Annotated in this window: 14 protein-coding genes and 1 pseudogene; 8 read left to right on the top strand and 7 right to left on the bottom strand. The window is 67.2% G+C overall.

Annotated elements, in window-relative coordinates; genetic code table 11:
- The first annotated feature begins 494 nt into the window (after nucleotides 1-494).
- From sdhC to ACWDU1_RS21045, 7 genes are all read left to right on the top strand, one after another.
- Entirely contained in the window at nucleotides 495-893 is a 399-nt protein-coding gene (gene sdhC, locus ACWDU1_RS21075; RefSeq protein ID WP_450000781.1) for a succinate dehydrogenase, cytochrome b556 subunit, read from the top strand.
- A gap of 3 nt (nucleotides 894-896) precedes the next feature.
- Entirely contained in the window at nucleotides 897-1,328 is a 432-nt protein-coding gene (locus tag ACWDU1_RS21070; RefSeq protein WP_450000779.1) for a succinate dehydrogenase hydrophobic membrane anchor subunit, read from the top strand.
- Between the two features lie 16 nt (nucleotides 1,329-1,344).
- Nucleotides 1,345-3,144: a succinate dehydrogenase flavoprotein subunit gene (sdhA, locus tag ACWDU1_RS21065; RefSeq protein ID WP_450000778.1), complete on the top strand. Its 1,800-nt coding sequence runs from the start codon at nucleotides 1,345-1,347 to the stop codon at nucleotides 3,142-3,144.
- A complete protein-coding gene (locus ACWDU1_RS21060) occupies nucleotides 3,144-3,917 on the top strand; it encodes a succinate dehydrogenase iron-sulfur subunit (RefSeq protein WP_450000777.1) in 774 nt (257 codons plus the stop codon). Before sdhA ends, ACWDU1_RS21060 begins: the two co-directional genes overlap by 1 nt.
- A 147-nt stretch (nucleotides 3,918-4,064) precedes the next feature.
- Nucleotides 4,065-4,973, top strand: a complete 909-nt coding sequence (locus tag ACWDU1_RS21055; protein ID WP_450000775.1) for a metal ABC transporter substrate-binding protein — start codon at nucleotides 4,065-4,067, stop codon at nucleotides 4,971-4,973.
- On the top strand, nucleotides 4,970-5,704 hold the full coding sequence (locus tag ACWDU1_RS21050; protein WP_450000773.1) for a metal ABC transporter ATP-binding protein: 735 nt from the start codon (nucleotides 4,970-4,972) through the stop codon (nucleotides 5,702-5,704). The genes ACWDU1_RS21055 and ACWDU1_RS21050 overlap by 4 nt, the downstream gene beginning before the upstream one ends.
- Nucleotides 5,705-5,709: 5 nt before the next feature.
- A complete protein-coding gene (locus tag ACWDU1_RS21045; protein ID WP_450000771.1) occupies nucleotides 5,710-6,612 on the top strand; it encodes a metal ABC transporter permease in 903 nt (300 codons plus the stop codon).
- A 14-nt stretch (nucleotides 6,613-6,626) separates the two neighbouring features.
- Here the strand turns inward: ACWDU1_RS21045 and ACWDU1_RS21040 are convergent, their stop codons facing one another.
- From ACWDU1_RS21040 to ACWDU1_RS21010, 7 genes are all read right to left on the bottom strand, one after another.
- The gene (locus ACWDU1_RS21040) at nucleotides 6,627-7,310 is read right to left on the bottom strand and encodes a JAB domain-containing protein (RefSeq protein WP_450000770.1); all 684 of its coding nucleotides are present in this window, start codon (nucleotides 7,308-7,310) and stop codon (nucleotides 6,627-6,629) included.
- 90 nt (nucleotides 7,311-7,400) lie between these two features.
- On the bottom strand, nucleotides 7,401-7,589 hold the full coding sequence (locus ACWDU1_RS21035; protein ID WP_357422221.1) for a type II toxin-antitoxin system VapB family antitoxin: 189 nt from the start codon (nucleotides 7,587-7,589) through the stop codon (nucleotides 7,401-7,403).
- Between the two features lie 209 nt (nucleotides 7,590-7,798).
- On the bottom strand, nucleotides 7,799-9,061 hold the full coding sequence (locus tag ACWDU1_RS21030) for a primosomal protein (protein ID WP_450000768.1): 1,263 nt from the start codon (nucleotides 9,059-9,061) through the stop codon (nucleotides 7,799-7,801).
- A gap of 93 nt (nucleotides 9,062-9,154) precedes the next feature.
- Entirely contained in the window at nucleotides 9,155-9,499 is a 345-nt protein-coding gene (locus tag ACWDU1_RS21025; RefSeq protein WP_450000767.1) for a YbaB/EbfC family nucleoid-associated protein, read from the bottom strand.
- Nucleotides 9,500-9,557: 58 nt separating this feature from the next.
- Nucleotides 9,558-9,908 carry a hypothetical protein gene (locus ACWDU1_RS21020; protein WP_450000765.1) on the bottom strand — a complete coding sequence of 117 codons (351 nt, stop codon included), beginning with the start codon at nucleotides 9,906-9,908 and terminating at the stop codon, nucleotides 9,558-9,560.
- 64 nt (nucleotides 9,909-9,972) lie between these two features.
- Nucleotides 9,973-11,076, bottom strand: a complete 1,104-nt coding sequence (locus ACWDU1_RS21015; RefSeq protein WP_450000764.1) for a C40 family peptidase — start codon at nucleotides 11,074-11,076, stop codon at nucleotides 9,973-9,975.
- Between the two features lie 3 nt (nucleotides 11,077-11,079).
- A complete protein-coding gene (locus ACWDU1_RS21010) occupies nucleotides 11,080-11,409 on the bottom strand; it encodes a type VII secretion target (protein ID WP_450000762.1) in 330 nt (109 codons plus the stop codon).
- A gap of 137 nt (nucleotides 11,410-11,546) precedes the next feature.
- Here ACWDU1_RS21010 and ACWDU1_RS21005 point away from each other — a divergent pair.
- Nucleotides 11,547-11,634: pseudogene (locus ACWDU1_RS21005) on the top strand (uracil phosphoribosyltransferase); the annotation flags it as partial.

Here is an 11,634-nt window from a genome sequence, read left to right as displayed (position 1 = left end):
ACTGTTGAGTAACTTCCGGCTTCCGGGTGAGACAATTCGCACATTGCCGTCCCGCACAATGGTGACTTCGGCATTGAGAGGCCGTGTGTCCGCCGTAAATGGCGGCGCTTCGGCGTGGGTCCGGCCGGGAATGTGAAATCCGCTGCATACCAATGGTTTGTGGAAGAAACGCGCGCCGCGCAAAGGTTCTATGAATGGGTGAACGAGGGCGCGACGAACCAGCCGCACAACCCCCGTCCGGCCCTACAAAGGTAAACCTAACCTGTGTGATCTGGGCGCAACGCGCGGTAAGCCGAATTAGTTCCCCGATTGTCAGAGGATTAGAGTCCAGAACAGATCGGTTCAGGTTCGGCGGCGGCGAACCCCTCGACAGCGGCCCCGGTAGCCGGCCCTGTCGGCCGCGGGATGACCCGCCACCGAATATCCGGCCCCTTCCACACCGGTGCCGGGATCTGTGACCGGGTCCATCAACGATGTTGGAGGCACCGAACTCTATGACCACGATAGAAGCTCCGGCTCAGCCGAAGCGCAAAACGCTGTACCGAGGCGACCCCGGCATGTGGTCCTGGGCCCTGCACCGGATCACCGGTGTGACGGTCTTCTTCTTCCTGTTCGTGCACGTCCTGGATACCGCGCTCGTGCGGGTGAGTCCCGAGATGTACGACGAAGCGATCGAGATCTACAAGACCCCGATCGTCGCGCTCATGGAGATGGGCCTGGTCTTCTGTGTGCTGTTCCACGCGCTCAACGGTGTGCGAGTGATCCTGGTGGACTTCTGGTCCAAGGGTCCGCGCTATCAGAGGCAGATGCTGTGGGGCATCATCGGCCTGGTCGTCGTGCTCCTGGTGCCCTCGATCGGCCGCATGTTCTACCTACTGTTGACGGAGCACTGAGCCATGTCCGCACCTGTTATCGGTAAATCCCACGATCGTCCGGCCAGCCTGGACCTGCCGCGTTCCCCCCGGGCCCGCACCGGCGGCAACTTCGAGAAGAACGCCTGGCTGTTCATGCGCTTCTCCGGCCTGGCGCTGATCGTGCTGGTGCTCGGCCATATGGCGATCATGCTGCTGCTCGACGGCGGCGTGAAGCGGCTCAACTTCGCCTTCGTCGCGGGCCGCTGGTCCAGCCCGTTCTGGCAGATCTGGGACCTGTCCATGCTGTGGCTGGCGCAGCTGCACGGCGGAAACGGCCTGCGCACGGTCATCGCGGACTACTCCCGCAAGGATTCGACCCGCTTCTGGCTGAACACCCTGCTGGTGCTGTCGATGATCCTGATCATGGGCGTGGGCACCTACGTCATCTTCACCTTCGACCCCAACATCAGTTAGGAACGGGCCCCCTCGCATGAGTGAGAGCAGCGAACGAACCAGCGACGTTGTTGAGTCCCGACCCGTTCAGGAGCACCGCTACGACGTCGTGATCGTCGGCGCCGGTGGCGCGGGTATGCGGGCGGCCATCGAGGCGGGCCCGCGGGCACGGACCGCGGTGCTGACGAAGCTGTATCCGACCCGCAGCCACACCGGCGCGGCCCAGGGCGGTATGTGCGCGGCCCTGGCCAACGTCGAAGAGGACAACTGGGAGTGGCACACCTTCGACACGGTCAAGGGTGGTGACTACCTGGTCGACCAGGACGCGGCGGAGATCATGGCCAAAGAGGCCATCGACGCGGTGCTCGATCTGGAGAAGATGGGCCTGCCGTTCAACCGCACGCCCGAGGGCAAGATCGACCAGCGCCGGTTCGGCGGGCACACCCGCGACCACGGCAAGGCCCCGGTGCGCCGCGCGTGCTACGCCGCCGACCGCACCGGTCATATGATCCTGCAAACGCTGTACCAGAACTGCGTCAAGCACGACGTCGAGTTCTACAACGAGTTCTACGTGCTGGACCTGGTGCTGACCGATACCGATCGCGGTCAGGTCGCCACCGGTGTGGTGGCCTACGAGCTGGCCACCGGTGAACTGCACGTCTTCCACGCGAAGTCGATCGTCTTCGCCACCGGCGGTTCCGGCCGGATGTACAAGACCACCTCCAACGCGCATACGCTCACCGGCGACGGTATGGCGATCGTGTTCCGCAAGGGCCTGCCGCTCGAGGATATGGAATTCCACCAGTTCCATCCGACGGGCCTGGCCGGGCTGGGCATCCTCATCTCCGAGGCGGTCCGTGGCGAGGGCGGCATCCTGCGCAATGTGGACGGCGAGCGGTTCATGGAACGCTACGCGCCCACCATCAAGGACCTCGCACCCCGCGATATCGTCGCCCGTTCGATGGTGCTCGAGGTGCTCGAGGGCCGCGGCGCCGGGCCGAACAAGGACTACGTCTACATCGACGTGACCCACCTCGGCGAGGACGTGCTCGAGGAGAAGCTGCCCGATATCACAGAGTTCGCCCGCACCTACCTCGGTGTGGACCCGGTGAAGGAACTGGTGCCGGTGTTCCCCACCTGCCACTACGTCATGGGCGGTATCCCCACCCGGATCGAGGGCGAGGTGCTCAAGAACAACACCGATATCGTCCCCGGCCTGTACGCCGCCGGTGAATGCGCCTGCGTCTCGGTACACGGCGCGAACCGCCTCGGCACCAATTCGCTGCTCGATATCAACGTCTTCGGCCGGCGCGCCGGTATCGCCGCCGCGGAATACGCGCATCGCGCCGAATTCGTCGATATGCCGGAGAACCCCTCGCAGATGGTGCAGGAATGGCTCTCGCTGATCCTGTCCGACCACGGCAACGAGCGGGTCGCCGATATCCGGACCGAACTGCAGAAGTCGATGGACAACAATGCCTCGGTGTTCCGCACCGAGGACACCCTGAAGCAGGCCCTCACCGATATCCACGCGCTCAAGGAGCGCTACGCCCGGATCACGGTGCAGGACAAGGGCAAACGCTACAACAGCGATCTGCTCGAGGCCCTGGAACTGGGCTTCCTGCTGGAACTGGCCGAAGTCACGGTGGTCGGCGCGCTCAACCGCAAGGAGTCGCGTGGCGGGCACGCGCGCGAGGACTACCCCGACCGCGACGACGTGAACTTCATGCGGCACACGATGGCCTACAAGGAGGGCGCGGATCTCCTCTCCGATATCCGCCTCGACTTCAAGCCGGTGGTGCAGACCCGTTACGAGCCGATGGAGCGTAAGTACTGATGACCGCTGTAGCCGAGAATCCGACGGTCGCGAACCCGGCGCCGGTCCCCGAGGGTTCGACCATGATCACCGTCAAGGTGGCGCGGTTCAACCCGGAGGACGGTCAGGGGCAGCGCTGGGAGTCGTTCCAGGTGCCCGCGCTCTCGACGGACCGGTTCCTGAACATCCTCATCTACATCAAGTCCTACCTGGACGGGACCCTCACCTTCCGGCGCTCCTGCGCGCACGGGGTGTGCGGGTCCGACGCGATGCGGATCAACGGGGTCAACCGGCTGGCCTGCAAGGTCCTGATGAAGGACATGCTGCCGAAGAACGGTAAACCGGTCACCATCACCGTCGAGCCCATTCGCGGTCTGCCGGTCGAGAAGGACCTGGTCGTGGATATGGAACCGTTCTTCGACGCGTTCCGGGCGGTGAAGCCGTACCTCATCACCTCCGGCAACGAGCCGACCTACGAGCGGATCCAGAGCCAGGCCGACCGCGCCCGGTTCGACGACACCACCAAGTGCATCCTGTGTGCCTGCTGCACCACGTCCTGCCCCGTGTACTGGACCGACGGCAGCTACTTCGGCCCGGCCGCGATCGTGAACGCGCACCGCTTCATCTTCGACAGCCGTGACGAGGCCGCCCGCGAGCGCCTGGACATCCTCAACGAGGTCGACGGGGTGTGGCGCTGCCGCACCACCTTCAACTGCACCGATGCCTGCCCGCGCGGTATCGAGGTCACCAAGGCGATCCAGGAGGTCAAGCGCGCACTGCTGTTCGCGCGCTGATCGCCACCCGCTCCTGCTCCGCCCCCGCTGCCCACCGGCAGCGGGGGCGGCGTTGTTCGGCCGCTAGGAAGCTTGTTTTCCATCACACGAAGTTGATTATTCGGGTTCCCGAACTTAGCATTTCCTCAGCGGAAGGCGGTGGTTCGAATGCGTGTGATGGCCCGGATCGCCGCTGTCCTCACCACCGCCGCCCTCGCCACCGGGTGCGCGTCGTTCCATCTGCCGCGCACCGGTGAACCGGTGGTGCTCACCACCTTCACCGTGCTGGCCGATATCGCCCGGAACGTGGCCGGTGAGCACCTGCGGGTCGAATCGCTCACCAAACCCGGGTCCGAGATCCACGGCTACGAGCCGACACCCGGAGATATGAAACGGGCGGCCAAAGCCGATCTCATCCTGGACAACGGGATGAACCTGGAGGCCTGGTTCGATCAGTTCGTGGCCGATCTGGATGCCGAACGCGTCACCGTGAGCGACGGGGTCGCACCGGTGCCCATCACCTCCGACGCCTATGCGGGCAAACCGAATCCGCATGCCTGGATGTCGCCGTTGAACGTGCAGACCTATGTGGACAACATGGTCACCGCGTTCATCCGGATGGCGCCCGAACACGAAGCCGCGTTCCGCGACAACGCGGCGCGCTACAAACTCCGCCTGCAGCAGGTGCACGACGAACTCGTCGCCGCGCTCGGCGAGCTGCCGCGCCGGCAGCGGGCACTGGTGACCTGTGAGGGCGCGTTCTCCTACCTGGCGCGCGACGCGGGGCTGTCGGAGGCCTACATCTGGCCGGTCAACGCCGAGCGGCAGGCCACCCCGCAACAGATCACCCAGGTGATCGAATACGTCCGCGACCACGAGGTGCCCGCGGTTTTCTGCGAATCCACCGTCTCCGACGCGCCCATGCGGCGGGTCGTGGAGGCCACCGGCGCGCGGTTCGGCGGCGTCCTGTACGTGGATTCGCTGTCCACCGCCGACGGTCCGGTCCCGACCTATCTGGATCTCATCCGGCACGACGCCGAGACGATAGCCGCCGCACTCACCGGGAGCAGGCCATGACAGTCCCCGCGATCGAGGTGGACGGTGTCTCCGTCTACTACGGAGAGGTCCAGGCGCTGGACCGGGTCGAACTGACCCTGGACCCGGGCCGGGTGTGCGCGCTCGTCGGCATGAACGGGTCCGGGAAATCGACCCTGTTCAAAACCCTGATGGGAATGGTCACGCCCGCGCGCGGCACCGTCCGGGTGGACGGCGGCAAACCGGCCGCCGCGCGCCGGTCCGGAGTGCTCGGTTACGTCCCGCAGAGCGAGGCCGTCGACTGGTCGTTCCCGCTGTCGGTGCGCGATGTGGTGACCATGGGGCGTTACGGGCGGATGGGCTTCACCCGCCGGGCGGGCCGCGCCGACCGGGCCGCGGTCGACGACGCGCTGGAACGGGTCGAACTCGCCGAGCTGGCGAACCGGCAGATCGGAAGACTGTCCGGCGGCCAGCGTAAACGAGCCTTCGTCGCCCGCGGGATCGCCCAGGGCGCGCGAATCCTGCTACTGGACGAACCGTTCGCCGGGGTCGACAAACGGTCCGAGGCGACGATCACCGCACTACTGCGCGGGCTGGCCGCCGACGGTGCCACGGTGCTGATCTCCACTCATGACCTGCACGCCCTGCCGGGCCTGGCCGACGAAGCGGTACTGCTGATGCGCCGGGTGCTCGTGCACGGCAGCCCGGAGGAAGCGCTGCGCCCGGAGAATCTCGCGCTGGCCTTCGGTCTCGACGTCACCGAGCCGCGGTGATCGCGATGGACCTGCTCGAATTCTTCCTCGAACCGCTGCGCTACGCGTTCATGGTGCGCGCACTAACCACGAGTATCGTCGCGGCCGTCGTCTGCGGGCTGCTGTCGTGCTGGCTGGTACTGGTGGGCTGGTCGCTGATGGGCGACGCCGTATCGCACGCCGTCCTGCCCGGGGTGGTACTCGCCTATATCGCCGGAGTGCCGTTCGCCGTCGGCGCGGTGGTCTTCGGATTCCTGGCCGTCGGGTTGATCGGGCTGGTCCGCGACACCAGCCGGATCAAGGAGGACGCCGCGATCGGCATCGTGTTCACCACCCTGTTCGCCCTCGGCCTGGTACTCATCTCGGTGACCCCCAGCGATACCGATCTCAACCACATCATCTTCGGCAATCTCCTCGGCGTCGGTCCGGAGGAACTGCTCCAGATCGCGATACTGGCCGCGGTGGTCTTCGGGGCGCTGGTACTCAAACGCCGCGATTTCACGCTGTACGCCTTCGACCCCACCCACGCGTACGCACTGGGCCTGAACCCCCGCGTCCTGGGCGCGGCACTGCTCGGCCTGCTCGCCCTGACCTCGGTGGTGGCACTGCAGGCGGTCGGGGTGATCCTGGTGGTCGCCATGCTCATCATCCCCGGCGCCACCGCGTATCTGCTCACCGAACGATTCGGCCGCATGCTGGTCCTCGCGCCCGCCCTCTCGGGATGCTGCGCGGTGGTCGGCCTGTACGTGAGCTACTACGCCGATACCGCGCCGGGCGCGACCATCGTGCTGGCGCAGGGGGCGGTCTTCACCGCCGTCTACCTGTTCGCGCCGCGGCAGGGGCTGATCGGTGCCCGGATCGCCGCCCGCCGGCGGTGGCGCGGTAGTGCGGCGGCGCGGCCCGGCGAAGTCGCCGAACCGCTCGGCTGACGCCGGGCCGCGCCTCACAGCATCGATTCCTCGAAGGGTGCCGCGCGCCGCCAGTCCTCACCCGCTATCACCACGTGGTCGAGAAAACGCAAACCGACCGTGCCCGCGGCCGCGGCCAGCAGAGTACTGACGCGCCGGTCGTCGACGCTCGGCGTCGGATCACCGGACGGGTGATTGTGTGCCAGCGCGAACGCGCGGCCGTCGTGGCGGAGCACGGTGTTCAAGATCTCCCGGACCGGGACCGCGACCTCGTCGATCGCACCCTCGGCCACGAATACGCGCCGTCGCGGCCGGTTGCGGGAATCGCAGATCAGGACGAGTAACCGCTCGACTCGCGCACCCGCGAACAGTGGCCGGGCCGCCCGGGCCACATCCTCGGCCCGGGACAGCGGCGGCAGGCTCCCGGCACCGTCGCGGGCCCGGGCGGCGAGCTGGAAGGCGGCACTGATCGCGGCGGCCTTGGCGGCGCCGATACCGGGGCGCCGGGCCAGCTCCTCCGGCCGGGCCGCCGCCAGACCGGCCACCCCGCCGAACTCCGCGAGCAGCGCGAACGCGAGGTCTACGGCGCTTTCGCCGCGCCGGCCCTGCCCCAGCAGCAGCGCCAGTAGTTCACCGTCGCTGAGTGCCTGTGGTCCGAGCGTGCACAGACGCTCCCGCGGTCGTTGCGATACGGGTAGATCGGTGATCGTTCCCGGCATGATTCCCCCTCCAGCGTCCGTGCATCCGGATCATGCCAGTGCGGACCGACAGGCCCGCGACCTTCCGGGCGCGGGTTGCTGCCCGACTGCTCAGGTGGCGGGTTGCGGTGGGCGGTTCAGGGCCGAAGCGGCCAGCCGCTCGAAATGCCGTAGCTGCCGCTCGTGCACCACGATGCGGCGCAACGCTTCGTGGATCGTCGCCTTGCTCGTCGCCGTACCCATGATGGCGCCGGCGGCCGCCAGCAGGTCTTGATCCAGATCGATCCGCACTGTCGGCATGCGTCCTCCTTCGTACAACCGCCCATGGTGCGGCGGCGTGCCGCCCCCCTGCCGGAACCGCTCCCGGCCGGGTCTGCGCTACGACAACGCCGCTGGCCAGACAGTTTGCCCAGTCGATGCCGGTTTGACGACGAAATGGCCGTCGTGTGTCCAACTCGAGACCTGGGCCCGGTCGCGACCGGCGTGTCCGCCGCCCGGCGAGTCGCGGGTCAGCGGGCGTCGAGGCGGGACTCGAAAGCGCGCTCCAGGTCACGCCACGCCTTGGCCTCGGCGTCGAAGGGCGGATTGGGCGCCATCCGGGTCGGGTCCGGGTTCAGCAGGTAGGAGACGTACCAGCCGAGCGGGGTGGACTTCGCCAGCGCCTGTTCGACCGAATCGTCGTCGGCGTAGTCGGCGGCGTCGGTGAACAGTTCGAGCACCAGATCCAGTTGTTCGCCGTCGACGGCGCGCGGGCCCTCGGCGAGATCGTCGGCCAGGCCGGGCAGTACGTAGACGTTCTCGTCGGTGACCTCGACCTCCAGGGAACCGTCGACCGCGGCGGTCTGGACCTCGGCGAAGGTGCTGATCTGGACCAGATCGTGCTCGTGATCGTCGGCCAGGTAGCGGGCGAGGGCGCGTTCGCTGGCGAATACCGAGATGCTCTTGCGGGCGCCGAGGAAGATCGGCTCGTCGTCCAGATAGCAGCGCAGCGTGAAGTATTCGGCCTCGCTGGTGACGATCTTGACAGGGTCGATACCGACCTCCTCCCAGAAGGTCAGCTCGTCTTCGTCGTCCTCGTCTTCATCGTCGTCGTCCTCGTCGAGGTCGACCGGCTCGAAATCGCTGTCGTCGTCGGAATCGGCCGCATCGTCGGCGTCCACCTCGTTCTCTTCGGCGGCCAGCAACTCGGCTTCGGCGAGAGCGACGGCTTCGGCGTCGACATCCGGGACCTGGACCACCGAATCGATGGCATCCAGTACATCGTCCCAGCTCTTGGCGACGGCGGCGCCGATCCGGTCCCACAGCTCCAGGCCTTCGCGGCCGGCGAACATATGGGTCCCGCCGGCCAGCGCACCCAGCGAAGGATGCGAGCCGAAGAACTTCGTCACCGCCTCCAGTTCGCAGACCTCGCCGATATTGCGCACCATGGCCAGGGTGTCTTCCAGTTCGGCGATGGTGTCCACGTCCGGCTCCCCGGCGGCCAGCTCGGGCACTCCGACCAGGTCGAACGAGTAGTTGTCCTCCGGTTCGAGTTCGGCCGGGGAAAGACCCGCGACGACCTTCCATGCCGGATGGTCGACCAGATCGTTATCGGAATCGGTCCGGATGAAGGCTGCCAGTTCGGCTACCGACTCGAAGCCGTACAGGGCATCCTCATGTCCTAGGAACGCTTCCCACTCGTCGTCACCGTCACGCCAGCGCGGTGCCCACAAGGTGACGAGATCGCCGTCGGTCAGACCGAGCTCGATCGGGACGATGTCTCCAGAAGCCATGTGCGGAAGCCTAACGGGCGCTGTTGGCGAAGGCCATCCGCAGTCCGCGCGGACCCGCTACGTGACCGGCGCCGGGCCCGGTGGTCGCCTGATTCAGGCACCCTCCGGTGCGGTTCCGGCCGGCCCCGGCGCTCCCTCGGCGGACGGGAACGATTCGTTCAGCGCGGCAATAACGCTCGAACGCTGATTGCCCGCGTCCTCGGCGGCCTGCCGGCCGGCCCAGATGATGAGCTGCGCGGTTTCGGCCGGCGGCAGCGACGTGACCGCCTCGCTCAGTCGCAGGCCGACCAGGGCGCCGTCGCTGTCGATCTCCACCGAGACCATCCCGTCCTCGGTGGTGAAATGGCCGCGTACCTGTTTGAGCCCGTACAGCGCCGCTTCGAGCGCTTCGAGTTTCTGTGTGGCCCCGGCGACCAGGGCATCCATTTCCGCGCTCATACTGCTTCCCTTTCGGATCCCGGTGACCGTCGGCGCTCGCGTGCTGTGCGACGGCCGCTCATACCGGCCGCATCCAACTCGTCGGGCCGGTATCGGCATCGTCCATCCGGTCCAGTTCGTCCACGGCCTGCTGGCGGGTCGGCAGGCCCAGCTGGTCCAGGATGTCGGCCGGCATACCGTTCTCCTCCAGGAGTTCTCGTCGTTTGGCCTTGGCCGCGATGGTCGAGCGGCGGGTCAGCCGCAGGATCTCGTCGGCGAGAGCCTGTGCGCCGTACCGGTATTCACTGCGCTCGAAGGTGATCTCCACCGGCATTCCCTGATCGGTGGCACGTACCGACAGGGTGCCGGCGCGGTTGCGGCTACCCGCCACCGTGACATTCGGCACCTCGGGAATCTGCTGCTCGCTCATATGCTGTCCACTCATAGTGATCGGATATCCGCCCTGGTCACCGCGTCAGCGGTGGCCCGGCGGCTCATTCGGTGGGCCGGTAGAAGCCGTAGAATTCCATCCCGCTGTTCTCGGTGCGGATGGCGCCGACCTGCACCGGATCACCGGCTTCGACCAGTTGCCCGTTTCCGATCACCATGGCCACGTGACCGTCCCAGACCGCCAGATCGCCGGGCATCAGATCGCCCGCCGACACCGGGGTGGCGCCGTTGGCCTGCTCGTGCGCGAGACGCGGCAATTCCACCCCGGCCTCGCCGTAGGCGTACTTCGTCATACCGCTGCAGTCGAGCCCGGACCCGGGGGTGTTGCCGCCCCAGACGTAAGGGGTCCCGACCGTGCCGAGTGCGGCCTTCACTGCGGTGGCGGCCTTTTCGTTCGGGGCCTCGACCACGCTGCCGTCGGGCAGGGTGATCTTCACGCCCTCGCCCTCGGCGGTCTGCCCGGCGGAGGTGGTGGTCTTGTTCGGGGTGCCCGCGCTCGTGGTGGTCGTGGTGGTGGATCCGCTCGGACCCGCCAGGGCGGTACTCATCAGATTCCCGGCCACCCCGGCCACACTGCTCAGTCCCGATGACACCGTGGACAGCGCCTGCGTGCTCACGGGCGCGGTATTCGCGGCAGACGGGGTGGTGGGCGGCGGGGTGAGTTCGTTCATCGAGGCGGTCTGGGTCTGCAGATCGTTCTGGACCCGGCCCACCACGCCCAGTGCTTGGCCTAGGTGGTCGATAGCCGATCCCACGAGCAGCGACAGCCCGGCCGGGGTGCCCAGGGTGGGCGCCGCGGCGGTCGCGGTGTTCACGAACGATTGCGCGATGGCGGTGAGATCCTTGTTCCCGGTTTCGACATGGGCCGCCGCCTGACCCATGACGGTGGCCATCTCGTTGCCTCGATCCGAGATGGTGGCGGCGGTGGTCTGCACCCGCAGTGCCTTCGAGGTGGCGGCATCGGCGCCGGTGCCGTCCCACGCGGTGTTCATCTGATTGATACCGCTTCGGCCCAGCGTATGGACCTGATCGATGGCGGTGGAGGCGGAGCGCAGCGCGTCTCCGGGCCCGCCCGTGGACAGGACTCCGGTCCCGAAACTGGAGAGCAGATCGAAGATCGGCTTGGCCAGCGCGGTTATATCGATCACCGGTTACTCCCCGGCGGTGGCGCGCAGAGCCGCGGCGTTACCGGAATCGGCCTCGGCGTAGCTGACGGCGGCCACACCCGCCGCGCCGCTCATCGTGCCCAGGACCGCCGACAACTGGCCGATCGTCGCCACGTGACCCGCGTGGGCGGCGGTGTAGGCGGCCAGGAAATCACCGCCGACCAGGCCGAAGATCGGGCCCAGGATCGCCGGGGCGGCCCCTGTCGCGCCGGCCCCCGCCGCCGCCAGTTCGCCGGACATGATCCCGGTCGTCGCGCCATAGGCCGCGATGCCGTCGGCATCGGCCGAGATGTTCACCATCAGAGGTTCCCCCATCGACTTCGTTAACGGGCAGAGTATGTCATCCACCGGTTTCGACGCACCGGCTTCCCGCGTGGTTCCGCGAAATTCGCCACACGCGGAAATCCTCGCCGAGACAGCGGTGCCGGTGTGCTCGACCTTATCGTTTCGGCATGCGTACGCACACCCTGGATCATCCGCTCGTGGCGATCCTGCTGACCACGCTCCGCGACGAACGCACGCCCGATCCCGCCTTCCGGG

The organism is Nocardia sp. NPDC003345 (genome assembly GCF_053589395.1).
The sequence above is the reverse complement of the archived record's forward strand: the minus strand, read 5'-3'. Positions and strand labels throughout refer to the sequence as shown.

What these genes read in the sequence shown, in the direction of transcription:
- ACWDU1_RS21055 (WP_450000775.1), top strand. Translation starts at nt 4,065, where the DNA reads ATGCGTGTGATGGCCCGGATCGCCGCTGTCCTCACCACCGCCGCCCTC.
- sdhC (WP_450000781.1), top strand. Translation starts at nt 495, where the DNA reads ATGACCACGATAGAAGCTCCGGCTCAGCCGAAGCGCAAAACGCTGTAC.
- sdhA (WP_450000778.1), top strand. Translation starts at nt 1,345, where the DNA reads ATGAGTGAGAGCAGCGAACGAACCAGCGACGTTGTTGAGTCCCGACCC.
- ACWDU1_RS21040 (WP_450000770.1), bottom strand. Translation starts at nt 7,310, where the DNA reads ATGCCGGGAACGATCACCGATCTACCCGTATCGCAACGACCGCGGGAG.
- ACWDU1_RS21060 (WP_450000777.1), top strand. Translation starts at nt 3,144, where the DNA reads ATGACCGCTGTAGCCGAGAATCCGACGGTCGCGAACCCGGCGCCGGTC.
- ACWDU1_RS21020 (WP_450000765.1), bottom strand. Translation starts at nt 9,908, where the DNA reads ATGAGCGAGCAGCAGATTCCCGAGGTGCCGAATGTCACGGTGGCGGGT.
- ACWDU1_RS21045 (WP_450000771.1), top strand. Translation starts at nt 5,710, where the DNA reads ATGGACCTGCTCGAATTCTTCCTCGAACCGCTGCGCTACGCGTTCATG.
- ACWDU1_RS21035 (WP_357422221.1), bottom strand. Translation starts at nt 7,589, where the DNA reads ATGCCGACAGTGCGGATCGATCTGGATCAAGACCTGCTGGCGGCCGCC.
- ACWDU1_RS21010 (WP_450000762.1), bottom strand. Translation starts at nt 11,409, where the DNA reads ATGGGGGAACCTCTGATGGTGAACATCTCGGCCGATGCCGACGGCATC.
- ACWDU1_RS21025 (WP_450000767.1), bottom strand. Translation starts at nt 9,499, where the DNA reads ATGAGCGCGGAAATGGATGCCCTGGTCGCCGGGGCCACACAGAAACTC.
- ACWDU1_RS21070 (WP_450000779.1), top strand. Translation starts at nt 897, where the DNA reads ATGTCCGCACCTGTTATCGGTAAATCCCACGATCGTCCGGCCAGCCTG.
- ACWDU1_RS21050 (WP_450000773.1), top strand. Translation starts at nt 4,970, where the DNA reads ATGACAGTCCCCGCGATCGAGGTGGACGGTGTCTCCGTCTACTACGGA.
- ACWDU1_RS21030 (WP_450000768.1), bottom strand. Translation starts at nt 9,061, where the DNA reads ATGGCTTCTGGAGACATCGTCCCGATCGAGCTCGGTCTGACCGACGGC.